Below are 25,831 nucleotides of genomic sequence, written 5' to 3'. Positions count from 1 at the left end.
GCGCCGATCAACCCTGGGTGATGACGTTTAAGGCCCATCACCCCGTGATTTCTCATCAGAACACCTTCGTCTTTTCCAACAATGAAGACCCCCCTCACCGAAGCCGTCGCCGCCGCTGATTCCCAGGGCCGCTTCCTCTCCAACACCGAAATCAACGCTGCTTTCGGTCGTTTCGAGCGTGCCGCCAACGCTCTGGCTGCTGCCAAGGCCCTCACCGCCAACGCTGATTCCCTCGTGAACGGCGCTGCTCAGGCTGTGTACAACAAGTTCCCCTACACCACCCAGATGCAGGGCAACAACTACGCAGCTGACGCTCGCGGCAAAGAGAAGTGCGCCCGTGACATCGGCTACTACCTCCGCATGGTCACCTACTGCCTCGTGGCTGGTGGCACCGGCCCCATGGATGAGTACCTGATCGCCGGTCTCGACGAGATCAACCGCGCTTTCGAACTCTCCCCCTCCTGGTACGTCGAAGCTCTCAACTACATCAAGGCCAACCACGGCGTCTCCGGCGACGCCGGCGTCATCGCCAACAACTACATCGACTACGCCATCAACGCTCTCGTCTGATCGCGTTCTCGCTTCTTCTCATCGCCCCCTCCAACGAGGGGGCTTTTTTGTTGCCATCCACTCCATCCAGCTCGCCATCATCAACGCCTCTGGCAGGTAACGAAGTACTGAGTTTCTGAGAGGTCAGCGAACAATCGATTGAGACTGTCGTGATTGCGACAGCGCAAGCCGAGGGCCGGCTTCACTGATCGCAATGACCTCTCCACTCCCACCAATCCCCAAGCACATGGCTCTGAAAAATGCGGCCTATCTGGGCATCGAGCGCTTCCGCGCTGAACGCAATCGTGAAAACTGGAACACAGGATCTTCAAACGACAAAGAAGCGGTGCTTCGCGCTGCTTATCAGCAAGTCTTTGGTGGCCAATACATCATGGACAGTGAGCGCCTTGATGGCGTTGAATCCTTGTTTCGCAACGGATATCTGAGTGTGCGCGAACTGATGCGCAACTTGGCCAAGAGCGGGCTGTATCGCGAGAAGTTCTTCAATAACTGCAATCCCTATCACTTCATCGAACTGAACCACAAGCATCTGCTCGGCCGGGCACCCCAGAACAAGGCCGAGATGCTGCACCACTTCACGATCCTGCAGGAGCAGGGTTTTGATGCCGAAATCGATGCCTACATCGACAGCGCTGAATATCAGGAGCGTTTCGGCGAAGAGGTGGTGCCCTACCTGCACGGCTGGAACTACAGCGCTGGTCAGGAAGGGCGCCAGTTCTCCTGGCTGATGCAACTGGCACGCGGTGCTGCCGCCTCCGTCAAGGGCGACACGGCCGGCCGCCAATTCCGACTCGGCAAGGCCCTGCACCAGAATCGCGCGGTTCCGGTGGTGAGTCCGGCGGCCAGCGGCGCCGCCTTCCAGCCCACCCAGGTGGCCAACGAGGGCATCACACAGATGATGCAAGGAATCGGCCAGAAAGCGAAGATGTATCGCATTGAAGTCACCGGTCTGAACAACTACCGCCTGCACAAGCGCAGCAGCACGGTCCGCTTCGTGCCCTTCAACAAGTTGCTGGAAACCCAGCAGATGATCCATCGCCAGGGTGGTCGCGTTGCCAGTGTGACGCCCGTGACCTGAGCTCTGTCCTGCTCCCGTCACCAGCCAACGCCCCCCGCCCTGAAGGGCAGGACGGGGGGCTTTTTGTGGTCCACCGCAGACCCGAACAAACCGGATGACCCTTTGTTAATGGTTGCGCATCAGACCAAAGAGGAGCACGCAAACTATCTCTGTCAGCGCTTCGCTCTCACTGCGATGGCGTCGACACGAGCATCCAAGCCCTCACGTCTTGGCTCTCACCCCCAACCACTCCCGACCCCTCGTCGAGAACAGGAGCTTTCTCAATGTTCGACGCCTTCACCAAGGTTGTTGCCCAGGCTGACGCCCGTGGCGAATTCATCAACGCCGGCCAGATCGATGCTCTGGCTGCCATGGTTGCTGACAGCAACAAGCGTATGGATGCCGTGAACCGCATCACCTCCAACGCTTCGTCCATCGTCACCAACGCCGCTCGCGAACTGTTCGCTCAGCAGCCCGCCCTGATCGCCCCCGGTGGTAACGCTTACACCCACCGCCGCATGGCTGCCTGCCTGCGCGACATGGAGATCATCCTCCGCTACGTCACCTACGCCGCCTTCACCGGCGACGCTTCCGTGCTGGAAGACCGTTGCCTCAATGGCCTGCGTGAGACCTACCTGGCCCTGGGCGTTCCTGGCGCTTCCGTGGCTGAAGGCGTTCGCAAGATGAAGGACGCGGCCATCGCTATCGCCAACGACAAGAACGGCATCACCGCTGGTGACTGCTCCGCTCTGATGTCTGAAATCGGCACCTACTTCGACCGCGCTGCCGCTGCTGTCGCCTGATCCGGCTGCGCCGATCAACCCTGGGTGATGACGTTTAAGGCCCATCACCCCGTGATTTCTCATCAGAACACCTTCGTCTTTTCCAACAATGAAGACCCCCCTCACCGAAGCCGTCGCCGCCGCTGATTCCCAGGGCCGCTTCCTCTCCAACACCGAAATCAACGCTGCTTTCGGTCGTTTCGAGCGTGCCGCCAACGCTCTGGCTGCTGCCAAGGCCCTCACCGCCAACGCTGATTCCCTCGTGAACGGCGCTGCTCAGGCTGTGTACAACAAGTTCCCCTACACCACCCAGATGCAGGGCAACAACTACGCAGCTGACGCTCGCGGCAAAGAGAAGTGCGCCCGTGACATCGGCTACTACCTCCGCATGGTCACCTACTGCCTCGTGGCTGGTGGCACCGGCCCCATGGATGAGTACCTGATCGCCGGTCTCGACGAGATCAACCGCGCTTTCGAACTCTCCCCCTCCTGGTACGTCGAAGCTCTCAACTACATCAAGGCCAACCACGGCGTCTCCGGCGACGCCGGCGTCATCGCCAACAACTACATCGACTACGCCATCAACGCTCTCGTCTGATCGCGTTCTCGCTTCTTCTCATCGCCCCCTCCAACGAGGGGGCTTTTTTGTTGCCATCCACTCCATCCAGCTCGCCATCATCAACGCCTCTGGCAGGTAACGAAGTACTGAGTTTCTGAGAGGTCAGCGAACAATCGATTGAGACTGTCGTGATTGCGACAGCGCAAGCCGAGGGCCGGCTTCACTGATCGCAATGACCTCTCCACTCCCACCAATCCCCAAGCACATGGCTCTGAAAAATGCGGCCTATCTGGGCATCGAGCGCTTCCGCGCTGAACGCAATCGTGAAAACTGGAACACAGGATCTTCAAACGACAAAGAAGCGGTGCTTCGCGCTGCTTATCAGCAAGTCTTTGGTGGCCAATACATCATGGACAGTGAGCGCCTTGATGGCGTTGAATCCTTGTTTCGCAACGGATATCTGAGTGTGCGCGAACTGATGCGCAACTTGGCCAAGAGCGGGCTGTATCGCGAGAAGTTCTTCAATAACTGCAATCCCTATCACTTCATCGAACTGAACCACAAGCATCTGCTCGGCCGGGCACCCCAGAACAAGGCCGAGATGCTGCACCACTTCACGATCCTGCAGGAGCAGGGTTTTGATGCCGAAATCGATGCCTACATCGACAGCGCTGAATATCAGGAGCGTTTCGGCGAAGAGGTGGTGCCCTACCTGCACGGCTGGAACTACAGCGCTGGTCAGGAAGGGCGCCAGTTCTCCTGGCTGATGCAACTGGCACGCGGTGCTGCCGCCTCCGTCAAGGGCGACACGGCCGGCCGCCAATTCCGACTCGGCAAGGCCCTGCACCAGAATCGCGCGGTTCCGGTGGTGAGTCCGGCGGCCAGCGGCGCCGCCTTCCAGCCCACCCAGGTGGCCAACGAGGGCATCACACAGATGATGCAAGGAATCGGCCAGAAAGCGAAGATGTATCGCATTGAAGTCACCGGTCTGAACAACTACCGCCTGCACAAGCGCAGCAGCACGGTCCGCTTCGTGCCCTTCAACAAGTTGCTGGAAACCCAGCAGATGATCCATCGCCAGGGTGGTCGCGTTGCCAGTGTGACGCCCGTGACCTGAGCTCTGTCCTGCTCCCGTCACCAGCCAACGCCCCCCGCCCTGAAGGGCAGGACGGGGGGCTTTTTGTGGTCCACCGCAGACCCGAACAAACCGGATGACCCTTTGTTAATGGTTGCGCATCAGACCAAAGAGGAGCACGCAAACTATCTCTGTCAGCGCTTCGCTCTCACTGCGATGGCGTCGACACGAGCATCCAAGCCCTCACGTCTTGGCTCTCACCCCCAACCACTCCCGACCCCTCGTCGAGAACAGGAGCTTTCTCAATGTTCGACGCCTTCACCAAGGTTGTTGCCCAGGCTGACGCCCGTGGCGAATTCATCAACGCCGGCCAGATCGATGCTCTGGCTGCCATGGTTGCTGACAGCAACAAGCGTATGGATGCCGTGAACCGCATCACCTCCAACGCTTCGTCCATCGTCACCAACGCCGCTCGCGAACTGTTCGCTCAGCAGCCCGCCCTGATCGCCCCCGGTGGTAACGCTTACACCCACCGCCGCATGGCTGCCTGCCTGCGCGACATGGAGATCATCCTCCGCTACGTCACCTACGCCGCCTTCACCGGCGACGCTTCCGTGCTGGAAGACCGTTGCCTCAATGGCCTGCGTGAGACCTACCTGGCCCTGGGCGTTCCTGGCGCTTCCGTCGCTGAAGGCGTTCGCAAGATGAAGGACGCGGCCATCGCTATCGCCAACGACAAGAACGGCATCACCGCTGGTGACTGCTCCGCTCTGATGTCTGAAATCGGCACCTACTTCGACCGCGCTGCCGCTGCTGTCGCCTGATCCGGCTGCGCCGATCAACCCTGGGTGATGACGTTTAAGGCCCATCACCCCGTGATTTCTCATCAGAACACCTTCGTCTTTTCCAACAATGAAGACCCCCCTCACCGAAGCCGTCGCCGCCGCTGATTCCCAGGGCCGCTTCCTCTCCAACACCGAAATCAACGCTGCTTTCGGTCGTTTCGAGCGTGCCGCCAACGCTCTGGCTGCTGCCAAGGCCCTCACCGCCAACGCTGATTCCCTCGTGAACGGCGCTGCTCAGGCTGTGTACAACAAGTTCCCCTACACCACCCAGATGCAGGGCAACAACTACGCAGCTGACGCTCGCGGCAAAGAGAAGTGCGCCCGTGACATCGGCTACTACCTCCGCATGGTCACCTACTGCCTCGTGGCTGGTGGCACCGGCCCCATGGATGAGTACCTGATCGCCGGTCTCGACGAGATCAACCGCGCTTTCGAACTCTCCCCCTCCTGGTACGTCGAAGCTCTCAACTACATCAAGGCCAACCACGGCGTCTCCGGCGACGCCGGCGTCATCGCCAACAACTACATCGACTACGCCATCAACGCTCTCGTCTGATCGCGTTCTCGCTTCTTCTCATCGCCCCCTCCAACGAGGGGGCTTTTTTGTTGCCATCCACTCCATCCAGCTCGCCATCATCAACGCCTCTGGCAGGTAACGAAGTACTGAGTTTCTGAGAGGTCAGCGAACAATCGATTGAGACTGTCGTGATTGCGACAGCGCAAGCCGAGGGCCGGCTTCACTGATCGCAATGACCTCTCCACTCCCACCAATCCCCAAGCACATGGCTCTGAAAAATGCGGCCTATCTGGGCATCGAGCGCTTCCGCGCTGAACGCAATCGTGAAAACTGGAACACAGGATCTTCAAACGACAAAGAAGCGGTGCTTCGCGCTGCTTATCAGCAAGTCTTTGGTGGCCAATACATCATGGACAGTGAGCGCCTTGATGGCGTTGAATCCTTGTTTCGCAACGGATATCTGAGTGTGCGCGAACTGATGCGCAACTTGGCCAAGAGCGGGCTGTATCGCGAGAAGTTCTTCAATAACTGCAATCCCTATCACTTCATCGAACTGAACCACAAGCATCTGCTCGGCCGGGCACCCCAGAACAAGGCCGAGATGCTGCACCACTTCACGATCCTGCAGGAGCAGGGTTTTGATGCCGAAATCGATGCCTACATCGACAGCGCTGAATATCAGGAGCGTTTCGGCGAAGAGGTGGTGCCCTACCTGCACGGCTGGAACTACAGCGCTGGTCAGGAAGGGCGCCAGTTCTCCTGGCTGATGCAACTGGCACGCGGTGCTGCCGCCTCCGTCAAGGGCGACACGGCCGGCCGCCAATTCCGACTCGGCAAGGCCCTGCACCAGAATCGCGCGGTTCCGGTGGTGAGTCCGGCGGCCAGCGGCGCCGCCTTCCAGCCCACCCAGGTGGCCAACGAGGGCATCACACAGATGATGCAAGGAATCGGCCAGAAAGCGAAGATGTATCGCATTGAAGTCACCGGTCTGAACAACTACCGCCTGCACAAGCGCAGCAGCACGGTCCGCTTCGTGCCCTTCAACAAGTTGCTGGAAACCCAGCAGATGATCCATCGCCAGGGTGGTCGCGTTGCCAGTGTGACGCCCGTGACCTGAGCTCTGTCCTGCTCCCGTCACCAGCCAACGCCCCCCGCCCTGAAGGGCAGGACGGGGGGCTTTTTGTGGTCCACCGCAGACCCGAACAAACCGGATGACCCTTTGTTAATGGTTGCGCATCAGACCAAAGAGGAGCACGCAAACTATCTCTGTCAGCGCTTCGCTCTCACTGCGATGGCGTCGACACGAGCATCCAAGCCCTCACGTCTTGGCTCTCACCCCCAACCACTCCCGACCCCTCGTCGAGAACAGGAGCTTTCTCAATGTTCGACGCCTTCACCAAGGTTGTTGCCCAGGCTGACGCCCGTGGCGAATTCATCAACGCCGGCCAGATCGATGCTCTGGCTGCCATGGTTGCTGACAGCAACAAGCGTATGGATGCCGTGAACCGCATCACCTCCAACGCTTCGTCCATCGTCACCAACGCCGCTCGCGAACTGTTCGCTCAGCAGCCCGCCCTGATCGCCCCCGGTGGTAACGCTTACACCCACCGCCGCATGGCTGCCTGCCTGCGCGACATGGAGATCATCCTCCGCTACGTCACCTACGCCGCCTTCACCGGCGACGCTTCCGTGCTGGAAGACCGTTGCCTCAATGGCCTGCGTGAGACCTACCTGGCCCTGGGCGTTCCTGGCGCTTCCGTGGCTGAAGGCGTTCGCAAGATGAAGGACGCGGCCATCGCTATCGCCAACGACAAGAACGGCATCACCGCTGGTGACTGCTCCGCTCTGATGTCTGAAATCGGCACCTACTTCGACCGCGCTGCCGCTGCTGTCGCCTGATCCGGCTGCGCCGATCAACCCTGGGTGATGACGTTTAAGGCCCATCACCCCGTGATTTCTCATCAGAACACCTTCGTCTTTTCCAACAATGAAGACCCCCCTCACCGAAGCCGTCGCCGCCGCTGATTCCCAGGGCCGCTTCCTCTCCAACACCGAAATCAACGCTGCTTTCGGTCGTTTCGAGCGTGCCGCCAACGCTCTGGCTGCTGCCAAGGCCCTCACCGCCAACGCTGATTCCCTCGTGAACGGCGCTGCTCAGGCTGTGTACAACAAGTTCCCCTACACCACCCAGATGCAGGGCAACAACTACGCAGCTGACGCTCGCGGCAAAGAGAAGTGCGCCCGTGACATCGGCTACTACCTCCGCATGGTCACCTACTGCCTCGTGGCTGGTGGCACCGGCCCCATGGATGAGTACCTGATCGCCGGTCTCGACGAGATCAACCGCGCTTTCGAACTCTCCCCCTCCTGGTACGTCGAAGCTCTCAACTACATCAAGGCCAACCACGGCGTCTCCGGCGACGCCGGCGTCATCGCCAACAACTACATCGACTACGCCATCAACGCTCTCGTCTGATCGCGTTCTCGCTTCTTCTCATCGCCCCCTCCAACGAGGGGGCTTTTTTGTTGCCATCCACTCCATCCAGCTCGCCATCATCAACGCCTCTGGCAGGATCGAGCCCAGTCGATGCAGTCCGGCCCATGCGGGAGCCCGGCCCCGGCCCCAACAATGGAGGCCCCAGCGCAGAAGGTGCTCCGATCGATGAAGCCGAAGCGATCGCCAGGCTGAAGCAGACCGACGATTCCTCCGCGCAGTATTACGCCGCCTGGTGGCTCGGACGGATGCGCAGCCAGCACCCTGAGGCCATCCCCCTTCTTTGCAAGGCCCTGCAACAACGCCAACCACGCCAACTGGATTCCGGCGTCGAAGCCAATGCCGTGGCCCGTAATGCCGCTCGCGCCCTCGGTCTGTTGCGTGCAGAGGCGGCCATTGCCGATCTGCTCGCCACCCTGGACGACGAGGACCATGGCCTGCGGGAGGTGGCCGCCCGCGCCCTGGGGGAGATCGGCGCACGCGAGGCCGTGCCGGCACTCTGCCGACGACTGGCGAGCGGACCGACGGTGGCCGGAGCTCCTGCTCCCGGCTCCCCCCGCCTGCAGGAACCCTGCGAAGCCCTGTTGGAGGCCCTGGGGGAGATCGGCGACAACACCACCGAGGTGCTCGCCGTGGTGACCCCATTCACCAGCCATGAACGCCCCCTCATCCGCAGCGCCGCCTGCCGCGCTCTGCTGCAGCTCAGCGACGATCCCCACTGGGCCCAGCCCCTGATCGACCTGCTGCGCCATCCCCAGCTTCAGGTGCGCCGCGCCGCCCTGATGGACCTGGGCGCCGTCGGCTGGCGTCCAGCGCTGCCGGCGATCGAGGCGACGCTGGCCGAAAACAGCCTCAAGCTGATTGCCCTGAGAGGGCTGGCCGAACACCCCCGCAGCCCCATGGGGGAGCCCCCCACACCCGCTGCGGACATCGCCCTGCTGGATGCCATGGACGCTCTGCTGTGACGCTGGACCCCTCCCCCGTGATGCGCCCCCCATCACCGTCTCTCGATACCGCCATCGCTGATCTGGAGCAAGCCAGCAGCAGCGAAGGGCTGATCGTGGCCACGCGGCGACTGGCCGCTTTGCAGCACCCCGGGGCCGCCGAATCACTCATGCAGGTGCTGGCCTTCAACAACCCCGGAGCCGCCCTGGCCGCCGTGGACGGACTGGTCGCCATCGGCCCCGATGCGGTGCCCACGATTCTCAACAACCTGGATGCGCGGAACTACGGCGCGCGCGCCTGGGCGGTGCGAGCCCTGGCGGGTTTGGCTGATGAACGCGGCCTGGAGGTGCTGGTGGATGCCCTGCTGCATGATGTGGGCCCCAGCGTGCGTCGCGCCGCCGCCCGCGGCCTCGGCGATCTGGTGCTGAATCCCGAACCGGATCGGGCCGCAGATCAATTCAATCTCTGCATCCGAAGCCTTGAGGAAGGCAGCGAAGATGGTGAATGGGTGGTGCGTTATGCCGTGGTGGTGGGCCTGGAACGACGGCACGGCCCAGTTCCGGAGCGAGCCGCGTCAAGCCTGAAGAGAATTCCTGCTGTGCTTCAACGGCTGGCTGAGCCAGAGGCTGAAGAGATTGCCGTCGTGCGGCAACGGTCTCGGCTGGCGCTGCAACGCCTCGCCACCACGTCAAGTCCTTCCTCCCCCAGCATGTCCTCCCCACTCCCTTCGCAACCATGACCAACGCTCCCGTGCCACCGCAGCGCCTGCTGTTCGTTTGCCTTGGCAACATCTGTCGCTCACCGGCGGCGGAAGGAGTGTTTCTCCACCTCGTGAAGCAACGTGATCTGGACGACCACTTTCTGGTGGATTCGGCCGGCACCGGCGGCTGGCATGTGGGCCGGCCGGCCGATCAACGCATGCAAGCCGCTGCGAAGCGACGCGGCATTGACCTGCCCAGCCGGGCGAGGCAGCTGGATCTCGGTGATCTGGAGCAGTTTGATCTGATCCTCACCATGGATGCCGACAATCTGTTGGCGGTGCAGAACCTGGCTCGGGAAGCGGGCGAACGGGCCACAGCCCAGGTGCGGCCCATGCTCAGTTATGCCCGTCGTCATCAGTTAAGCGAGGTGCCGGATCCTTACTACGGCGGTGAAGACGGTTTCGAGGACGTGCTCGATCTGCTCGAGGATGCCTGTGAGGGTCTGCTAGAGGAGCTCAGCCCACGGGCGTAGGCCAGACCTCCTCAGCCACCCGGAAGCGGAACAGATCCACCAGCGCTTCGATCACGTCGTCGATGCTCATGCCATCGGTGATCAGCTCGGTGGCATCTTCGGCCTGCACCAACGGCGCCACTGCGCGGCTGCTGTCGAGTCGATCCCGCTCAAGGATCTGGGCCTCCAGCTCAGCCAACGCAGGCACGGCATGGCCGCGCGCCTCCAGATCCGCAGCCCGGCGCCGGGCGCGCTCCTCCGGCGAGGCGGTGAGAAACACCTTCAGCTCGGCGTCGGGGAACACCGCGGTTCCGATGTCGCGCCCTTCGGCCACCAGTCCCCCCCGCTCACCCAGACGCTGTTGCTGCCTGGTGAGCAGGGCGCGCACACAAGGATGGGCCGCCACCAGAGACACCGAAGCGGTGACCTGCGGATCGCGGATGGCCTCGGTGACATCGCGACCATTCACCCGCACCTGCTGCACACCCTGCTGCAGGGGATCCAGTTCCAGCTCCAGCCCCTCAAGCAGAGGGCGCACCGCCGTCTCATCGCCTGGGTTCACCCCTTGGGATTGCACCCACCAGGTCACCGCCCGATACATGGCGCCGGTGTCGAGGTACAGCAGACCCAGACGCTCGGCGAAGGCCCGGGTCACAGTGCTCTTGCCGGCACCTGCCGGGCCGTCGATGGCAACGATGGGCGAACGGGTCATCAGAAAGGTGTGATCAATCAAACGGGTTCGGCCGCAACGCACGGCCGCCGCCAGCAGACGCAGGGGCTGATCCGATCGGGTCGGCTGCAGGCGGATCGGATCCACTATCTCTACATACTCGACGGTCAGATCCGCCGCTTCCAGCGCGGTGCGGATCGCCCCAGGATCCACCACCTGCCGCTCCCCACGCACACCCTGGGCAGCGCTGCTGAGCAGTGAAGGAAGCCGTGTGGCCCGTTCCCGTTCCGGCGGAGTGAGATAACGATTGCGCGAACTGCAGGCCAGTCCATCGGCATCGCGCTGCGTCGGACAGCCGAAGATGCGAACAGGCAGGCCGAGACTCTTCACGAGCTGGCGCAGGATCATCAGCTGTTGCCAGTCCTTTTCACCGAGCACGAGCCCCTGTGGCCGGCACAAGGCCAGCAGTCGGCAGACCACGGTGGCGACGCCATCGAAATGACCAGGACGGCCCGGCCCACAGAGATGGGCCTGGAGGGACGCAGGCACCTGAACCCCGAAAGCCTCTGCCACACCCCCCGGGTAAATCTGTCGGTCATCGGGACACCACACCGCTGCGGCCCCAGCGGAGACCGCTAGGCGCACATCCGCCTCGACATCGCGTGGGTAGTCAGCGAAGTCTTCGCCTGGGCCGAACTGGAGCGGGTTTACGTACACGCTGACCAGCACATCCACCGGGCCAGATCCAAACTGGCCAGCCCGTTCAATCAAATGAGCGTGACCCTGATGGAGTGCCCCCATCGTGGGCACGAAATGCACGGTGCGATCAGTTGCCAATCGCCAGGAGGTCAGCTCCGCCAGCGTTCGGAGAACGGAAAGGCTCAGCGGAGCACCTCGAGTTTGACCTTGGCGACACCACTAGCCACCAGTCCGAGCTGATTGGCGGCGCCATGGGCCAGGTCGATCACCCGTGCACCGTGAAACGGGCCACGATCGTTGATTCGCACCACAGCCGAACGACCGTTCCACAGATTGGTGACGCGAACCTTGGTGCCAAAGGGCAAGGTGCGGTGCGCAGCGGTAAGAGTGCCAGGGCGCAGGACTTCCCCACTGGCGGTGCGGTTTCCGAAAAAGCCAGGGCCATACCAACTGGCCTGTCCGGTGCTCACGGACACCACCGCAGGAGCTGGGGGCTTGGGAGGCTCGGCCTTGACCGGAGCGGGAACTGGTTCAGCCTCAGGCAGTGATTCGGAAGGCAGTGACTCTGCGGGCAGCGTCTCAGCCTCGATGGCCGAATTCAGCGCCAGATCCACAGACTCACGCACCGACTCAGGCTCGAGCTCGCGTGCCAACACTGGCAACACCACTGCTCCGGCGGTGGTGAGGCCTGCAACAACAAGGGGGATAAACGGTGAACGCATGCCAATCGGTTGACGCCTGTTTGGGAACGACGCAGTCCGCGAAGGTTTCCGCGGCGACAACCTGAGCACTCAAAGGTCGAGCTGACGGTAAGGAGCTTCCCCACAGCGCCGCACCCCGAAGCCCAAGCCAAGCCCCGGGCCTGATCTGAAGAGCCGATCGACCAGATGACCAGCTGCGACAGGGGATTGCGACGCCACCAGAGCGCCATATAAATGAGCTGGGCTTATGAAACGCACAAGCCTGGCTGATCATTGAAGTGGACGATGGGCTGACTGGATCCAGCGAGTTGGCGTGCGCGATGAAGCGAGAGGATCAGAAGCAACTCCCGTGGGCCCGGCGCCCGCAAACGAATCGATGGACTACAAAAGCGCTGGTGTGGATGTCGAGGCCGGACGGGCCTTCGTTGACAGGATTCGATCCAGCGTGGAAGCCACCTTTCGGCCGGAGGTGATCGGCGGCCTCGGTGGTTTCGGGGGGGTGATCCGGCTACCGGCCGGGATGCGTCGCCCTCTGCTGGTGTCTGGCACAGATGGGGTCGGCACCAAGCTGGAGCTGGCGCAGGACCATGCAGGCCATCACAACGTGGGCATCGATTTGGTGGCGATGTGCGTCAACGACGTGATCACCTGTGGAGCCGCACCACTCTTCTTTCTCGATTACATGGCCACCGGCGCCCTCAGTCCCGACTGCATGGCCACGGTGGTGGAGGGAATCGCCGAGGGCTGCCGCCGCAGCGGCTGCGCCCTTCTGGGAGGTGAAACCGCCGAAATGCCGGGGTTCTATCCCGCCGGCCGCTACGACCTCGCTGGCTTCTGCGTGGCCGTGGTGGAAGAAGACGCCATGATCGACGGCCGCACTGTCGCCGTCGGCGACAGGATCGTGGGCATCGCCAGCAGTGGTGTGCACAGCAACGGCTTCAGCCTGGTGCGCCGGGTGCTCCAGAACAGTGGTGCCGATGCCTCGACCCGCTTCGGAGCCGAAAACCGCCCCTTAATCGAAGCGCTGCTCACCCCCACCACTCTGTATGGCGAACTGGTGAGCAACCTGCTGCGGGAAGGCGTGACCATCCACGGCATGGCCCACATCACTGGCGGCGGACTCCCCGAAAACCTGCCCAGGGGCCTGCCCGCCGGGTGCCAGGCCAAGGTGATTCCAACCAGCTGGCCTCGGCCCGATCTGTTCCAGTGGCTGCAGGAGCACGGAGCAATCCCGGAGCGGGACCTCTGGCACACCTTCAACCTGGGCATTGGCTATTGCGTGGTCCTTCCTGAAGCCGATGCCGAACGGGCCATCGCCATCAGCGAGCAGCAGGGACTGCCCGCCTGGCTGATCGGCGAGATCGTGCCGGCCGCCCCCCAAGCCAAGGAACCGGTGCTGGGACTCCCGGCGTAATGCGTCAGACTTCAACATCCTCCGTAATCCAGGACACACCCAGTCCTGAGATCCCTACCCTTGCGTCAAGCGGATCGATCTGATTGTCGATCGCGGTGCCGTCACATTCCCATACTCAGTCATGTCTTTCGATAAACCCCAGCGGATCACCCGACGCCGCTCGTCAGCGGGCCCTGTGCCCCCCCGGCGTCCCGTCGGCCAGACCCACGAGCGCTCAACCCTGCATCGCCACGGTCCACGGCCCACCTATCTGGCCCTCAAGGATCACGGCAAGGTGTATGTGGCCGATATCCCCCATCTCTCCGATGGACAGCTCACCCAGATCGGCAAGGAAGCGGAGGAAGTGCTCGGCAGCCTGGAGCGCCGCATCGGCGAACTGGAGAGCGATCTCTCCCTCGATGCGGGGGATCGCGACACCCTGATCAAAGCCTGCACCAAGCGGGACGTCACCCACCGATTCCTCCGGGCGATTCACGACGAACAGGAGCAACGTCGTAACAACCCGGCCATCCGCGATGCGGCATCGGAATCCCTGCCCCGCACGTTTCTGGAAATCGCCCGGCACCGTCTGCCCGGCGCCACCTTTGACTCCCTACTCCAGGAAGCGCTCGCAGCCTGCGAGCAATCCAGTCCTGCCGAGGCGCCGCCTGCACCGGAATCGTCTTCAGCCACCAACGTGGTGCCACTGCAACCGGTGCTCGCCAGCTTGCCGGTGGTGGTGAGCCCCGACCCCGAGGAGCCCGCCGATCAAGCGCTCTGAAACGGGTTGGCGGGCATGCGAACCGGGCAGGTGAGGGCGAGCTCATCCAGGCTGGCGCGCTCCTGATCGCTCAGCTGCCAGGTCAACGCCGCAGCCACGTCGCTTGCCTGATCGGGGCGACGAACACCGGGCAAGGGCATCGCGCCGTGAGAACGGCACCAATTGAGAGCCACCTGCGCCTGGCTGACCCCATGGGCCACCGCGATCGCAGCCAGGCCTTGCCGCAGCGCCTCGCTACCTGGGAGGAGGCGACGAAACAAGCCCTGACGCAGGCGCGTGCAGGCCGGAATCGCTGCTCCCGGCGGCAGCGTCAACACCCCGAGTGCCAGAGGGCTGTAGGCCAGCAGGGCAATGCCGAGCTCCCGACACACCGTCGCCAGACCGTCAGCGGCGATCGGCTCCGGAGCGAGCAAAGACATCTGCACCTGCACGCTGCTGATGCGGACGCCGCGGCGCTGCAGACAGGCATGAATCTGTCGCAGACGTCGCGGCCCCACATTGGAGAGTCCCAGTTCCGCCACCTGGCCCGCCTCCACCAGATCGGCGAGCCCCGCCAGCAGCGGCCCCTCCTGCCAGGGGGCATAGCGGGCTGTGCTCCAGTGCAACTGCACCCGATCGAGATGGCCCCGCAGACGCTCTCGGCTGGCCTGAAACGCACGCACAAAGCCTCGACGACCGAGGCGCCAGGGGAAGGGAGCCAGTTTGGTGGCCACGGTGAGGCGGGAGCGTTCCTCAGCAGACAGACCATCGAGCCCCTGACCCAGCAAGAACTCGCTGCGACCATTGAGGCGGCCGGTGCCATAGGAATCGGCCGTATCCACCAGCGACAGCCCAGAGGCAATGGCCACCTGAAGGGTCTCCACCAGCAAGGGGTCGTCCCGATCTGGCTGGTAGCCCCAGAGCAATTGATTCCCCCAGGCCCAGGTCCCGAACCCGATTCCCGTCACCCCAGCCACCGCCACAGAACGCCATGATCGCGTTCTGTGCTGTGATCGCCATCGACGCGGAACCCGCCATGACCTCCGACGCCCCGCCCACCAACGCCATCCCGGCAGCGGCTGGCTACCCGGAGGATCGCCAGGACGATGGCGGCGCCAATGGGACCATCCTCTGCCGACACTGCCGCCGCACGGCGGACAATGGAATCCGTTGCCTTGGCATGTGCGTCGCCGACAGTGACTATTGATCGGCTGCTGCCCCTGCTCGTTCTCGCCATCAGCCTGATCGCACCCGGCGCCGCTGCGGCCAAACCGTTATCGGCGGTGGGTCGGTTCAAAACGTTCAGCTCAAACTGTCGCTATACCCTCTCCGAAGGACACGAGGGGCCCTGCGGCCTGGTGGAACTGACCCGCCGCGGCCCCTCCGTGCTGAGCCTCCGCTTCACCGGCTCTGGCCCGGACGACACCACCAACCACCAACTCACCTTTGTGGTGATCGGCCCCGCCAAGACCATCCCACTGCACTGCGAAGGCGGGCGCTGTCAGCTGAGCGCGAGCGAGTGGCGCGGGGAGGTCTCGAGTGCATCGGAAGGACGGGTCGATCCGATCGGCTTGGCCATGGGGGTGCCGCAGGCCTGGCCTGTGCAGGGCAGCTGCCAGATCCAGCGGGGAAAGCTTCAATGCGAAGCCCTGCTCCAGGACGGTGCCAAGCTGCACGCTGTGGCCGCGCTTTGATCGAGGGCGCAGCGGCGGCGATGCATCTGACAGGATTCAGCGGGTTCAATCCGGAGCCCCGCCTGTCGATTTCCTTTTGCCCAGGCCCGCGGTGCAGCAGCGATCTTTCCTCAGTCCACCGACAGAGAAGCCCCTTGATGCAATCGGACGAAAGGCGGCACCCAGATTCGAACTGGGGATAAAGGATTTGCAATCCTCTGCCTTACCACTTGGCCATGCCGCCATCCGGGGAGCCGCGCTCCCATCAGCGGATCGTATCAGTGAGGGCGCGGGGATCCCTGCGGGCAGCGGCTCCCTGCTGGTGCTGAGCAATGGCCATGGCGAAGACCTGATCGCCCTGCGCATCCTCGAAGCCCTGCATCGCCTCAACCCAGGCCTGAGGCTGCGGGTTCTGCCGATGGTGGGCACCGGGGCCACCTTCACAGCCGCCGAGCAAGCCGGTTGGATTGAGAGGGTGGGTCCGCCTGCGGCGCTGCCGAGCGGCGGCTTCAGCAATCAGAGCCTGCGAGGTTTGCTGGCTGATCTCAGCTCCGGCCTGGCCCTGCTGAGCTGGCGCCAATGGCGCTGCCTGCGTCGGGAGCGAAAGCGCGTGGATGCGGTGCTGGCCGTGGGAGATCTGTTGCCCTTGCTGATGGCCTGGGGGGCGGGACGCCCCTTCGGATTCGTGGGAACACCGAAAAGCGACTACACCTGGCGCAGCGGCCCCGGGCGTTCCCCCAGTGACCGCTACCACCGCCTCAAGGGCAGTGAATGGGATCCATGGGAATGGCTCCTGATGCGCAGCCGCCGTTGCCGTCTGGTGGCGATGCGCGACCGGATCACAGCCCGAGGCCTGCAGCGCCATCGCGTCAGGGCCGAGGCTCCGGGCAATCCGATGATGGATGGCTTCCGTTCGACGCCTGTGCCGGCAGCCCTGGAGCGTTGTCGGCGCATCCTGCTGCTCTGCGGTAGCCGGATGCCGGAAGCGCTCCGCAATGCCGAACGGCTGCTCCAAGCCCTGGAGGGCTGGCAGAGCACGGTGCCGATTGCCCTGCTGATGGCCACGGGATCCCAGCCGGAACAACAACCCCTGGCCGCCCTGCTCACCCGCCTCGGCTACCGCCCCTGCCCTCCCCCCGCCGACGCCCTGGGGGCCAGCGCCTGCTGGGTGAACGGGGTGCAGTTGCTGCTGCTCGGGCGGGGGCGCTTTCAAGACTGGGCCAGCTGGGCCGAAGTGGGACTGGCCACCGCAGGCACGGCCACCGAACAACTGGTGGGGCTGGGCGTACCAAGCCTCTCGCTGCCGGGGCCCGGCCCCCAGTTCACCCGCGCCTTCGCCACACGGCAGAGCCGACTGCTCGGCGGCGCGGTGCGGTCGTGTCGGAACGCGGCCGACCTTCGCCAACACCTGGCCGCTCTCCTGGAGAGCGCACGCCTGCGAGAGGAGCTTGGCCGCGTCGGCCGTCAGCGCATGGGACCTCCCGGCGGCAGCGCCGCCCTCGCGCAACGGATCCAGCAACAACTGATCACGGATACTGAACGTTCTCCGTCAGCACGCCATGGCCGCGATTCAGGACCATGACTATCTCCGGCTCTGCGCTGAATTGGCCAGCTGCCTGAGCATCAGTCAGGCCTCGGCACGGCGGCGGGTGGAACTCGCTGCCGCCCGCGATGGGGTGAGGGATCTGGAGGCCCGCAAAGCGATGGCCAAGCAACTGCTGGCTGAAGCACAAAACGCACGCGACACCCCAGCGGACGCAGATGGCTCCGGGCTCGATGCCCTGCTGGTGGCGAGCCCTGAAGACGAGCATTTCATGCTCGAAGACTGACCACTCGGTGCTCCAATCAGTGCTCGAAAGTCTGCGCGAAGCGCAGACGATCCAGCTCCGACATCACGGGAATGCATCGGAAACAGCGCTGGGCGAGCTCCCAGCGACCCTCCCGACGCAGCATCACCTCCAGTCGCTCCCGCGCCGGCAACAGATAACGCGCATCGTTGGCGGCATAGGCCAGCTGAGCCTCACTGAGCTCCTCCACACGGCCCCAGTCGCTGCTCTGGGCCTGCTTATCGAGCTCGACGCCCACCAACTCGAGCACCACCTCCTTGAGACCGTGCCTGGGGCTGTAGGTGCGGGCCAGTCGCGAGGCCACTTTGGTGCAGAAGATCGGATCAACGGCAATCCCCAGCCCACTGGCGAGGGCCGCCACATCAAAACGGGCGAAATGGAACACCTTCTCCACCGCCGCTGATTCCATCAGAGCCTTCAGGCGAGGCGCCTCGCTCTGACCAAGACCGATGCGCACACACGACACGTTGTCGTCGCCATCGCAGAGTTGCACGAGACAGAGGCGATCCCGACCGTGCACCAGGCCCATCGCTTCGGTGTCAACCGCCAGGCGGCTGGCCTTGGCGTAACGATCGGCCCAGGCGGCATCCAGATCGCCATCAAAAACGGCGAAATCCCTGGGTTCGGTGCTGTCAGCCATGGGGGTGCGCGGAGAAGGACGCTGGGTCACACCCACTCTGACGCGCTCGGTGGTGCGACTTTCCACCACACACTTGAAAATCAGAGTGAGATCGAGTTAGAGCAGAATGAGACGAATGATCCGCGTCGTCGTGCAGACCCATCGCAAAGCCTCCCGCGCCTGCCTGGCCGATATCGAGCATTACTTTCACCAGCCACCGCCGCGCTTCCTCGACCTGGAACTGGCGGTGTGCTGGGTACTCGACTGCCTCCTCCGCCAAGACAGCTACCCCTCAGGACTGCTGCAGCGTCTCCAGCACGAACACCCGGAACTGCGACTCTCGGAAACGGTGCTGCACCAAGCCCTCGCCTTTCTCGACGGTCAGGGCATGCTCGGCCACTACAGCAAACGCTGCCCAAGTCGCGGACGCCCCCGCAGCATGCTCCACCTGCAACATGAAGCGCGCGAACCGGCGGAGCGCTTGATGACGCCATGGCGTCGCTGGCTGGTCGACCATCTCGCCGAAAGCGACCAGCCCGTGGCGCACTAGAACGGACAAAACCAGCGCGGTTTCATCAGCGGATGCCCTCCTTCCAGATCTCCACCCTGCTGTTGACCCTGCTGCTGGCCATCGGTCTGGTGTTTTTCCTCAGGGCTGCCAGCAAGGACCGCACCACAGTGGTCGACGTGCAATCACCGCGGCCGGCCCTGGAGGTGCTCGAAGGCCTGAGCCAATGGCTCGAGCAACGGGGCTGGGTGCAGCGAGGCGGCGATGCTGAACGGCAGGTGTTGCGGTATCAGGCCACGGTGGCGGCGAGTGCGCCGCTCGCCCTGCTGCTCTCTCTCCTGGGCACGATCGGCGCCGGTTGTCTGGGCCTGGTGCTGCGCCAGCTCCAGCCGACCCTGGGCTGGTGGCCCCTGCTGCTCGCCCTGCTCGGTCCGCTCGCGGGGCTCGTCTATCGACGCCGGGCGCTGCGGCAGGAGGGTCTGGAGATCCGGCTGATGAGCTCCAACGAGAGCGGCGGCAGCACGATCCGGTTGCGGGCGCATCGCGATGAACTCATTGCCCTGGAACTGGATCTGGCCGGTCCGCTCGAGCTGGCTAGCGACGGCTCCCTGCTGTCGTCACCGATCTGACACCTCATGGTGCGCCGTGACCTGAGCCTGGCCCTGACCGCCGGCCTTGTGGCCCTTGCCAGCCTTGGTTTGTCGACGGCAGCCCGAGCGCCGGAAAACCCCGACACCGACCTGCTCACCGGTGAGCAGGTGGCGCTTCGCACCCACTGGACAGGCACCAGGCCGCTTCCGACCGATGTACCCATTCTGGTGATGGCAGGCCATGCCGACTCCCAGGCCATCGAGGGAGCCGGCACCTCCGGCGCCACGGTGGGGCTCCATGGCGGCACGCCGATGGATGCCCGCATGCGCGATGAACTGTTCTGGAATCTCAGGGTGCGGGATGCCGTCGTGGCGCTGGGGCGTGAGCGGGGCCTGAACATCCGGGCCTACACCCCGGACGCGCTCACCATCCAAGATGAGAATGATCCCCGCACCAACTGGTCGGTGGGACGTCGCCATAGCGCCGCAGGTGGTTATGCCCTGGAGATTCACTTCGACGCCTACGGCCCCGACGGCTTCGGCTCCGGGCTGATCCCCGCCCTCCATCAACCCAGCAATCGCCTCGACGAAAGCCTGGCCCTGGCGTTCGGGCGTTATCCACGGACCTTTCGCGGCGGCCTCGGAGCACCGCGGCGAGGCATCAGCATCCTGGAGATCGGCAAGCTGGAAGGGAACCTGGAGCAGCGTCTCCGGAATCCCCAATCCCGGCAGCCGGTGATCGACACCATCGCGCGCCGCATCATTGAGGCGCTGGCCATGGGCCTGGAGCCCGAAGCGCCATCGCCCCTCAGTTCAGGGCCTGATGGGGGCGGCAGCGCTCATCCAGAGACGGATCCTCCAGCCAGTTCTGGGGCCGGGTGAACAGATCCGTCAACAGCGCTTCCCTCGACCCTTCCGGAGCGGCGTAGCCGTATTCCCATCGCGCCAGGGGCGGCAAAGACATCAGAATCGATTCGGTGCGGCCGTTCGTCTGCAACCCGAAAATCGTGCCCCGATCCCACACCAGGTTGAATTCAACGTACCGACCGCGGCGGTAGAGCTGGAACTGACGCTCCCTCTCGCCATAGGGGAGGTCATGCCGTTTCTCCACAATCGGGGCATAGGCCGGCAGGAAAGCCTGCCCGCAGGCCCGCGCCAGATCGTGCAAGGCGTCCCAGGCGAGGGGGCGGGAGCCAAGCGTTTGCGCCATGGCGGCAGCGGGCCCCTCGGGATCCTGACCCTTGTAGAGCTGGCCGTTGCCGTCTTGGTAGTCGTAAAAAATCCCTCCGATGCCGCGGGTTTCGCCGCGGTGCTTCAGGAAGAAATACTCGTCGCACCAGAGCTTGAACACCGGATAGAGATCCGGGCTCACCTGATCGCAGGCCTGCTTGTGTTGCCGATGGAAGTGGCGGGCGTCGTCAAGAAAGGGATAGAAGGGCGTGAGATCAGCACCACCGCCGAACCACCACACCGGACCAGCCTCGAAGTAGCGGTAGTTGAGGTGCACCGTGGGCACATAGGGATTGCGCGGATGCAACACCATCGAGGTGCCAGTGGCAAACCAGGGATGACCCTTCGCCTCGGGCCGCTGGCGCAGGATCGAGGGGGGCAGCTCCTGGCCATGGACTTCAGAGAAGTTGACACCGCCCTGCTCGAAGACGCGCCCTTCGCGCATCACCCGGGAACGCCCACCGCCCCCTTCCGGCCTCTCCCAGCTCTCCTCTTGAAAACGACCGAGACCGTCGAGACGCTCCAGGCCTGCGCAGATTTCATCCTGGAGGCCGAGCACGAGAGCCCGGGCCCGGTCGCGGGACCCCGCAGGAGGCGTCAGAACGCTGCCGGGCTGGTGGGGTGAATGGACCATGGGCGGCATCCCGCAGGAACAGGCATGACCATTTCAGCCTGCGGGCGTTCACGACAAGCGTGCGTGAAGGTCTGTCATGAGATCTCGCTCCTAGGATCCGCGCCGACGGTGCGGACCCATGGCGACGGCAGAGCAGGCAACAGCGGTGCTGACGGAGATCCGTGATGCGGGCAGCGGACGTTCCGCCGTGGAACTGGGCTGGATCGATCGCATCCGGGTCACACCACCCCGGGCTGTGATCCGTCTCAATCTCCCTGGCTTCGCGCAGAGCCAACGCGACAGGATCGTGCAGGAGAGCCGGGAGCGTCTGCTGGGGCTCGACGGCATCCAGGATGTGCAGATTGAGGTGGGAAACCCGCCCCATCAGGCCGCCGGCGCCTCCGCCCAAACCGGCGCAATCGGACAGGCCGGCCATGGCCAGATGGCCGAACGGCAAGCGATTCCGGGGGTCAAGCAGGTGATCGCCGTGAGCAGCGGCAAGGGCGGCGTGGGCAAAAGCACCGTGGCGGTGAACCTGGCCTGCGCCCTGGCCCGTCAGGGCCACCGGGTCGGGCTGCTTGACGCCGACATCTACGGCCCCAACGCCCCCACCATGCTGGGCGTAGCGGAGCAGACGCCCGAGGTGCGTGGCAGCGGCAGCGAGCAACGCATGACGCCGATCGAGAGCTGTGGCGTGGCCATGGTGTCGATGGGGCTGCTGATCGATCCCGACCAGCCCGTGATCTGGAGAGGGCCGATGCTCAATGGCATCATCCGCCAGTTCCTCTATCAGGTGAGCTGGGGTGAGCGGGATGTGCTGGTGGTCGATCTTCCCCCCGGAACTGGAGACGCCCAGCTCTCCCTCGCCCAGGCGGTGCCGATGGCCGGCGTGATCATCGTGACCACGCCTCAGCAGGTGGCCCTGCAGGATGCCCGCCGCGGCCTGGCGATGTTCCGGCAGATGCAGATCCCCGTGCTCGGCGTGGTGGAGAACATGAGCGCCTTCATTCCGCCCGACCAACCGGAGCGGCGCTATCCCTTGTTCGGGGAAGGGGGAGGACAGCAACTCGCCGCTGAATTCGACAGCACACTGCTGGCCCAGATTCCGCTCGAAATGCCGGTGCTCTCCGGTGGCGATCAGGGGCGCCCGATCGTCGTGAGTCAACCCGATTCCGCCAGTGCCCAGGCGTTCGTGGTTCTGGCCGATGCTGTGGCGAGTCGGCTCACCGTCTCGCACTGAGCATGGGCAGCGGCTTCCTCCAGGGCAACCGCAGACGGCGACGCGCCGATGCCTCCGGCCTCAGCAGTCGGCGACGCCACGGGGAGCGCCTGCTTTGGGGCATCCCCCTGACCCTGGTGGCCGTGGCGGGGCTGCTGATTGCCAGCACCCAACGCCAGGCCCCCTATGCCGACTGGTACCAGCACTGGATCACGGCAGCCTTCGGCATCGGCGTGGCGCTCTTGCTGGCGCGCATGAAGCTGGAGCGTTTGAAGCCGCTGCTGGCACCCATCTACGGGCTCACGGTGATCAGCCTGATCGCCGTGCGGGTGATCGGCACCTCCGCCCTCGGGGCTCAACGCTGGATCAGTATCGGGGGGGTGCATGTGCAGCCTTCGGAATTCGCCAAGCTCGCCGCCATCCTGCTGCTGGCGGCCGTGCTTGATCGCCATCCTGTGGAACGTCCGGTGGATCTGCTTCGCCCCCTGGGCGTGATCTCCCTGCCCTGGTTGCTGGTGTTCATCCAGCCGGATCTGGGTACCTCCCTGGTCTTCGGAGCCCTGCTCCTGGTGATGCTCTATTGGTCGGGCATGCCCTTCGAGTGGCTGGTGCTGTTGCTCGCGCCCCTGGGCACAGCCCTGTTGGCCGGCCTCCTGCCCTGGGCCCTGCTGCTCTGGGTGCCGCTGATGATGGTGATCGCCTTTCGCTCCCTTCCCTGGAAACGCATCGCGGCGGCGGTGGTGCTGGCGATCCAAGGGGCCGTGGCCTTCATCACCCCCTGGCTCTGGATGCATGGCCTCAAGGACTATCAGCGCGATCGGCTGGTGTTGTTCCTCGACCCCAGCAAAGACCCCCTCGGCGGTGGGTACCACCTGCTGCAGAGCACGGTTGGCATCGGCTCCGGAGGCCTGTTCGGCACGGGATTGCTGCAGGGCCAGCTCACCAAACTGCGCTTTATCCCCGAGCAGCACACCGATTTCATCTTCAGTGCCCTGGGGGAGGAGACGGGGTATCTGGGCACCGTGCTGGTGGTGGTGGGGTTCGCCCTGCTCATGGCTCGGATGCTCCAGGTCGCGAACCGGGCCCGCTCCGATTTCGACTCCCTGGTGGTGATCGGCGTCGCCACCATGCTGATGTTCCAGGTGGTGGTGAACATCTTTATGACCATCGGCCTTGGCCCGGTCACGGGCATTCCTCTCCCCTTCATGAGCTACGGGCGCTCCGCCATGGTGGTGAACTTCATCGCCCTGGGCCTTTGCCTCTCGGTGGCGCGCCGGGAGCGTCAAGGGCTGATCCGGTGAACGCACGCCCCCACCTCACCACCATCCCAGCCCTGATGGCTGAAGGGGTGCCACCAGGCGGGGGTGATGATCCCAGCGCCCGACGGCTCTGGTGGGCAGCCCTGGAGGTTGTGCAGGACGCTCTGCTCAAGCAGCCGGCCGATCGGCGAGGCGTCTGGCTCGCCGCTCCCCTCCCCGCCCTCTATGAACCGAGCCTCCTGCAGAGGATGGCCGGCTGGGTCTGGACACCGCATCCCATCGGCTGGCCGCAGCTGGGGCCTGCGGCAGCCCCGGAACCGGCAGGCGGCCGTGCCCCGGTCCAGCGGCTGGAACAGCTCAGGCTGCAGCCAGAGGATGGCCACGACCCCCTGCTGATCGTGATCAGCCCGTCTCTGCAGCTCGCTCTGGCTCTGCACGGCCCCGACCACCAGCGTCAACTACTGCTGCGCAGTGACCCCACCTCTCTGGCGGCTGTGCTGGAACGCATCGACCAACGCCTGCAGGCCGAGAGCCCTGGGCAGGCGAGTGCTCTGCGTGACGCCATCCAGGGCCTGGGATCCCTGCAGAGCAGCCGCGACTTCGCAACCGTCTTCTGGCCCGCCGTGGCGGAGCGGTTGGCCCGGATGGCGCCCAGCCTGACTCTGCAGACCCTGCCCGACCCCCCACCAGCTCAGAGCGATTCATCCCCCCCGGCCCCCCAAGCCGGTGCAGCGGCCGAACTCTCCCTGCTGGAGGCGATCACCCATGAGGTGCGCACACCGCTGGCCACGATCCGCACCTTGATTCGATCGCTGCTGCGCCGCCGTGACCTGCCGGATCTCGTCACCGATCGCCTGCGCCAGATCGACAGCGAATGCACGGAACAGATCGACCGCTTCGGCCTGATTTTTCATGCCGCGGAACTGCATGCCTCTGAACTGCAGAGCAGCGAGCGCCATCGCCAGGCGAAGGACTCGGCAGGCCTGGCCCGCACCGACCTCGGCGCGATGCTGCTCCAGCTGGCACCAGCCTGGGAACAACAGCTCGAGCGGCGCGGGCTTGCCCTTCAGCTCGACATCAGCCCGGCACTACCGGCTGTGCTCAGTGATCCCGGTCGATTGGAACCGATGCTCGGGGGCCTCATCGACCGCAGCAGTCGCAGCCTGCAACACGGCGGCAGGTTGGTGCTGCAGCTCCGAGCGGCGGGAGCACGCTTGAAGCTGCAGATCCGCGGCCACAATCCCAATCCCGATGGTGCCGGCGTCAGCGCGGCGCAGCCCAGCGCCGAACTCGGCCCCGTTCTGAGCTGGAATCCAGACACCGGCAGCCTGCAGCTCAGCCAGGGAGCCACCCGTCGCCTGCTCGCCAGCCTGGGTGGCAAGCTGACGCAACAACGGGATCGAGGCCTCACGGTGTTCTTCCCGGTGGCCGGCTCGAATCAATGTTGACGGGTGTGAAGCTTGGCTGCGGGACAGGCGATCCAACCGGAATCACGGTGCTACTTTCCAGCCGTAACGGCATGCCGATTTTTCGAGGACAGCCATGACAGCAACGGCGTTGAACGGTCAGCTCCCCCAGTTCATCGGCAGCACCGGTGGACTTCTGAACGCCGCGGAGACGGAAGAGAAGTACGCCATCACCTGGACCAGCGCTTCTGCTCAGGCTTTCGAACTGCCCACCGGTGGTGCCGCCATGATGCATGAAGGCGAAAACCTCATGTATTTCGCACGCAAAGAGCAGTGCCTCGCCCTCGGCACCCAATTGCGCACCAAGTTCAAGCCCCGGATCGAGGACTACAAGATTTATCGGATCTTCCCTGGTGGAGACACCGAATTCCTGCATCCCAAGGATGGTGTGTTCCCTGAGAAAGTGAATGACGGACGCACCATGGTGGGTCACAACCCCCGTCGGATCGGCGCCAATCCCGACCCTTCCACGCTCAAGTTCAGCGGACGCAACACCTTCGACGCCTGACGTCGAGCAGCGCGGTCGGC

Annotated in this window: 31 protein-coding genes and 1 tRNA gene; 26 read left to right on the top strand and 6 right to left on the bottom strand. The window is 64.2% G+C overall.

Annotated elements, in window-relative coordinates; translation table 11 throughout:
• The first annotated feature begins 81 nt into the window (after nucleotides 1–81).
• The 13 genes from cpcA (SynWH8101_RS02600) to SynWH8101_RS02540 all read left to right on the top strand — a co-directional run bounded on the left by cpcA (SynWH8101_RS02600) (nucleotide 82) and on the right by SynWH8101_RS02540 (nucleotide 10,077).
• Nucleotides 82–570: a phycocyanin subunit alpha gene (gene cpcA, locus SynWH8101_RS02600; RefSeq protein ID WP_007100568.1), complete on the top strand. Its 489-nt coding sequence runs from the start codon at nucleotides 82–84 to the stop codon at nucleotides 568–570.
• 226 nt (nucleotides 571–796) lie between these two features.
• Nucleotides 797–1,648 (top strand): phycobilisome rod-core linker polypeptide, encoded by an 852-nt coding sequence (locus SynWH8101_RS02595; RefSeq protein ID WP_130128440.1) that lies wholly within the window; start codon nucleotides 797–799, stop codon nucleotides 1,646–1,648.
• Between the two features lie 263 nt (nucleotides 1,649–1,911).
• Nucleotides 1,912–2,430 carry a phycocyanin subunit beta gene (locus tag SynWH8101_RS02590; RefSeq protein ID WP_007100570.1) on the top strand — a complete coding sequence of 173 codons (519 nt, stop codon included), beginning with the start codon at nucleotides 1,912–1,914 and terminating at the stop codon, nucleotides 2,428–2,430.
• An 88-nt stretch (nucleotides 2,431–2,518) separates the two neighbouring features.
• On the top strand, nucleotides 2,519–3,007 hold the full coding sequence (gene cpcA / locus SynWH8101_RS02585) for a phycocyanin subunit alpha (protein ID WP_007100568.1): 489 nt from the start codon (nucleotides 2,519–2,521) through the stop codon (nucleotides 3,005–3,007).
• Nucleotides 3,008–3,233: 226 nt separating this feature from the next.
• Complete coding sequence (locus SynWH8101_RS02580) at nucleotides 3,234–4,085, top strand: phycobilisome rod-core linker polypeptide (RefSeq protein ID WP_130128440.1); 852 nt, start codon at nucleotides 3,234–3,236, stop codon at nucleotides 4,083–4,085.
• Between the two features lie 263 nt (nucleotides 4,086–4,348).
• Nucleotides 4,349–4,867: a phycocyanin subunit beta gene (locus tag SynWH8101_RS02575; protein WP_007100570.1), complete on the top strand. Its 519-nt coding sequence runs from the start codon at nucleotides 4,349–4,351 to the stop codon at nucleotides 4,865–4,867.
• An 88-nt stretch (nucleotides 4,868–4,955) separates the two neighbouring features.
• Nucleotides 4,956–5,444, top strand: coding sequence for a phycocyanin subunit alpha (gene cpcA / locus SynWH8101_RS02570; protein WP_007100568.1), 489 nt, complete (start codon nucleotides 4,956–4,958; stop codon nucleotides 5,442–5,444).
• 226 nt (nucleotides 5,445–5,670) lie between these two features.
• Nucleotides 5,671–6,522 carry a phycobilisome rod-core linker polypeptide gene (locus tag SynWH8101_RS02565; protein ID WP_130128440.1) on the top strand — a complete coding sequence of 284 codons (852 nt, stop codon included), beginning with the start codon at nucleotides 5,671–5,673 and terminating at the stop codon, nucleotides 6,520–6,522.
• Nucleotides 6,523–6,785: 263 nt separating this feature from the next.
• Nucleotides 6,786–7,304 carry a phycocyanin subunit beta gene (locus SynWH8101_RS02560; protein WP_007100570.1) on the top strand — a complete coding sequence of 173 codons (519 nt, stop codon included), beginning with the start codon at nucleotides 6,786–6,788 and terminating at the stop codon, nucleotides 7,302–7,304.
• Between the two features lie 88 nt (nucleotides 7,305–7,392).
• On the top strand, nucleotides 7,393–7,881 hold the full coding sequence (gene cpcA / locus SynWH8101_RS02555) for a phycocyanin subunit alpha (RefSeq protein WP_007100568.1): 489 nt from the start codon (nucleotides 7,393–7,395) through the stop codon (nucleotides 7,879–7,881).
• Between the two features lie 125 nt (nucleotides 7,882–8,006).
• Nucleotides 8,007–8,864: a HEAT repeat domain-containing protein gene (locus SynWH8101_RS02550; RefSeq protein ID WP_130128439.1), complete on the top strand. Its 858-nt coding sequence runs from the start codon at nucleotides 8,007–8,009 to the stop codon at nucleotides 8,862–8,864.
• Nucleotides 8,861–9,583, top strand: a complete 723-nt coding sequence (locus SynWH8101_RS02545; protein ID WP_254428019.1) for a HEAT repeat domain-containing protein — start codon at nucleotides 8,861–8,863, stop codon at nucleotides 9,581–9,583. The genes SynWH8101_RS02550 and SynWH8101_RS02545 overlap by 4 nt, the downstream gene beginning before the upstream one ends.
• Nucleotides 9,580–10,077: a low molecular weight protein-tyrosine-phosphatase gene (locus tag SynWH8101_RS02540; RefSeq protein WP_130128437.1), complete on the top strand. Its 498-nt coding sequence runs from the start codon at nucleotides 9,580–9,582 to the stop codon at nucleotides 10,075–10,077. Before SynWH8101_RS02545 ends, SynWH8101_RS02540 begins: the two co-directional genes overlap by 4 nt.
• Here the strand turns inward: SynWH8101_RS02540 and SynWH8101_RS02535 are convergent.
• Both SynWH8101_RS02535 and SynWH8101_RS02530 read right to left on the bottom strand, forming a co-directional pair.
• Complete coding sequence (locus SynWH8101_RS02535; protein WP_254428018.1) at nucleotides 10,061–11,563, bottom strand: bifunctional pantoate--beta-alanine ligase/(d)CMP kinase; 1,503 nt, start codon at nucleotides 11,561–11,563, stop codon at nucleotides 10,061–10,063. The genes SynWH8101_RS02540 and SynWH8101_RS02535 overlap by 17 nt on opposite strands.
• A 44-nt stretch (nucleotides 11,564–11,607) precedes the next feature.
• Complete coding sequence (locus SynWH8101_RS02530) at nucleotides 11,608–12,147, bottom strand: septal ring lytic transglycosylase RlpA family protein (RefSeq protein WP_130128435.1); 540 nt, start codon at nucleotides 12,145–12,147, stop codon at nucleotides 11,608–11,610.
• A gap of 355 nt (nucleotides 12,148–12,502) precedes the next feature.
• Between SynWH8101_RS02530 and purM the strand changes: the two genes are divergently transcribed.
• Together purM and SynWH8101_RS02520 are read left to right on the top strand one after the other, a co-directional pair.
• Nucleotides 12,503–13,540, top strand: coding sequence for a phosphoribosylformylglycinamidine cyclo-ligase (purM, locus tag SynWH8101_RS02525; protein ID WP_130130308.1), 1,038 nt, complete (start codon nucleotides 12,503–12,505; stop codon nucleotides 13,538–13,540).
• A 121-nt stretch (nucleotides 13,541–13,661) separates the two neighbouring features.
• Entirely contained in the window at nucleotides 13,662–14,300 is a 639-nt protein-coding gene (locus tag SynWH8101_RS02520; RefSeq protein ID WP_130128434.1) for a histidine phosphotransferase, read from the top strand.
• Here SynWH8101_RS02520 and SynWH8101_RS02515 read toward each other — a convergent pair.
• The gene (locus SynWH8101_RS02515; RefSeq protein WP_130128433.1) at nucleotides 14,288–15,247 is read right to left on the bottom strand and encodes an aldo/keto reductase; all 960 of its coding nucleotides are present in this window, start codon (nucleotides 15,245–15,247) and stop codon (nucleotides 14,288–14,290) included. The two genes, SynWH8101_RS02520 and SynWH8101_RS02515, sit on opposite strands and share 13 nt — an antisense overlap.
• Nucleotides 15,248–15,270: 23 nt before the next feature.
• Here SynWH8101_RS02515 and SynWH8101_RS02510 point away from each other — a divergent pair, with 23 nt between their 5' ends.
• Together SynWH8101_RS02510 and SynWH8101_RS02505 are read left to right on the top strand one after the other, a co-directional pair.
• Nucleotides 15,271–15,486, top strand: coding sequence for a hypothetical protein (locus SynWH8101_RS02510; RefSeq protein WP_130128432.1), 216 nt, complete (start codon nucleotides 15,271–15,273; stop codon nucleotides 15,484–15,486).
• Nucleotides 15,476–15,973 carry a hypothetical protein gene (locus SynWH8101_RS02505; RefSeq protein WP_130128431.1) on the top strand — a complete coding sequence of 166 codons (498 nt, stop codon included), beginning with the start codon at nucleotides 15,476–15,478 and terminating at the stop codon, nucleotides 15,971–15,973. The genes SynWH8101_RS02510 and SynWH8101_RS02505 overlap by 11 nt, the downstream gene beginning before the upstream one ends.
• A gap of 152 nt (nucleotides 15,974–16,125) precedes the next feature.
• Here SynWH8101_RS02505 and SynWH8101_RS02500 read toward each other — a convergent pair.
• Nucleotides 16,126–16,196 (bottom strand) — tRNA-Cys (locus SynWH8101_RS02500).
• Nucleotides 16,197–16,268: 72 nt separating this feature from the next.
• Here SynWH8101_RS02500 and SynWH8101_RS02495 point away from each other — a divergent pair.
• Both SynWH8101_RS02495 and SynWH8101_RS02490 read left to right on the top strand, forming a co-directional pair.
• Nucleotides 16,269–17,534: a lipid-A-disaccharide synthase-related protein gene (locus tag SynWH8101_RS02495; RefSeq protein ID WP_130130307.1), complete on the top strand. Its 1,266-nt coding sequence runs from the start codon at nucleotides 16,269–16,271 to the stop codon at nucleotides 17,532–17,534.
• The gene (locus SynWH8101_RS02490; protein ID WP_130128430.1) at nucleotides 17,512–17,781 is read left to right on the top strand and encodes a hypothetical protein; all 270 of its coding nucleotides are present in this window, start codon (nucleotides 17,512–17,514) and stop codon (nucleotides 17,779–17,781) included. Before SynWH8101_RS02495 ends, SynWH8101_RS02490 begins: the two co-directional genes overlap by 23 nt.
• Nucleotides 17,782–17,797: 16 nt before the next feature.
• Here the strand turns inward: SynWH8101_RS02490 and SynWH8101_RS02485 are convergent, their stop codons facing one another.
• Nucleotides 17,798–18,439 (bottom strand): ribonuclease D, encoded by a 642-nt coding sequence (locus tag SynWH8101_RS02485; RefSeq protein ID WP_130128429.1) that lies wholly within the window; start codon nucleotides 18,437–18,439, stop codon nucleotides 17,798–17,800.
• Between the two features lie 115 nt (nucleotides 18,440–18,554).
• Here SynWH8101_RS02485 and SynWH8101_RS02480 point away from each other — a divergent pair, with 115 nt between their 5' ends.
• The 3 genes from SynWH8101_RS02480 to SynWH8101_RS02470 are packed head-to-tail and all read left to right on the top strand — an operon-like array spanning nucleotide 18,555 to nucleotide 20,398.
• Entirely contained in the window at nucleotides 18,555–18,968 is a 414-nt protein-coding gene (locus SynWH8101_RS02480; RefSeq protein ID WP_130128428.1) for a helix-turn-helix transcriptional regulator, read from the top strand.
• Nucleotides 18,969–19,000: 32 nt separating this feature from the next.
• Entirely contained in the window at nucleotides 19,001–19,555 is a 555-nt protein-coding gene (locus SynWH8101_RS02475) for a cofactor assembly of complex C subunit B (RefSeq protein ID WP_130128427.1), read from the top strand.
• Between the two features lie 6 nt (nucleotides 19,556–19,561).
• Complete coding sequence (locus SynWH8101_RS02470) at nucleotides 19,562–20,398, top strand: N-acetylmuramoyl-L-alanine amidase (RefSeq protein WP_130128426.1); 837 nt, start codon at nucleotides 19,562–19,564, stop codon at nucleotides 20,396–20,398.
• Here the strand turns inward: SynWH8101_RS02470 and hemF are convergent.
• A complete protein-coding gene (hemF, locus tag SynWH8101_RS02465) occupies nucleotides 20,325–21,380 on the bottom strand; it encodes an oxygen-dependent coproporphyrinogen oxidase (RefSeq protein WP_130128425.1) in 1,056 nt (351 codons plus the stop codon). The genes SynWH8101_RS02470 and hemF overlap by 74 nt on opposite strands.
• Nucleotides 21,381–21,498: 118 nt before the next feature.
• Here hemF and SynWH8101_RS02460 point away from each other — a divergent pair, with 118 nt between their 5' ends.
• The 4 genes from SynWH8101_RS02460 to SynWH8101_RS02445 all read left to right on the top strand — a co-directional run bounded on the left by SynWH8101_RS02460 (nucleotide 21,499) and on the right by SynWH8101_RS02445 (nucleotide 25,811).
• Nucleotides 21,499–22,599: an Mrp/NBP35 family ATP-binding protein gene (locus tag SynWH8101_RS02460; RefSeq protein ID WP_130128424.1), complete on the top strand. Its 1,101-nt coding sequence runs from the start codon at nucleotides 21,499–21,501 to the stop codon at nucleotides 22,597–22,599.
• A gap of 2 nt (nucleotides 22,600–22,601) precedes the next feature.
• The gene (rodA, locus tag SynWH8101_RS02455) at nucleotides 22,602–23,879 is read left to right on the top strand and encodes a rod shape-determining protein RodA (protein ID WP_254428017.1); all 1,278 of its coding nucleotides are present in this window, start codon (nucleotides 22,602–22,604) and stop codon (nucleotides 23,877–23,879) included.
• The gene (locus SynWH8101_RS02450; protein WP_254428016.1) at nucleotides 23,876–25,285 is read left to right on the top strand and encodes a HAMP domain-containing sensor histidine kinase; all 1,410 of its coding nucleotides are present in this window, start codon (nucleotides 23,876–23,878) and stop codon (nucleotides 25,283–25,285) included. The genes rodA and SynWH8101_RS02450 overlap by 4 nt, the downstream gene beginning before the upstream one ends.
• Nucleotides 25,286–25,379: 94 nt before the next feature.
• On the top strand, nucleotides 25,380–25,811 hold the full coding sequence (locus SynWH8101_RS02445; protein WP_038000832.1) for a photosystem I reaction center subunit II PsaD: 432 nt from the start codon (nucleotides 25,380–25,382) through the stop codon (nucleotides 25,809–25,811).
• Nucleotides 25,812–25,831: the final 20 nt, after the last annotated feature.

Origin of the sequence: Synechococcus sp. WH 8101 (assembly GCF_004209775.1) — a bacterium.
GTDB lineage: Bacteria > Cyanobacteriota > Cyanobacteriia > PCC-6307 > Cyanobiaceae > Synechococcus_C.
The sequence above is the reverse complement of the archived record's forward strand: the minus strand, read 5'-3'. Positions and strand labels throughout refer to the sequence as shown.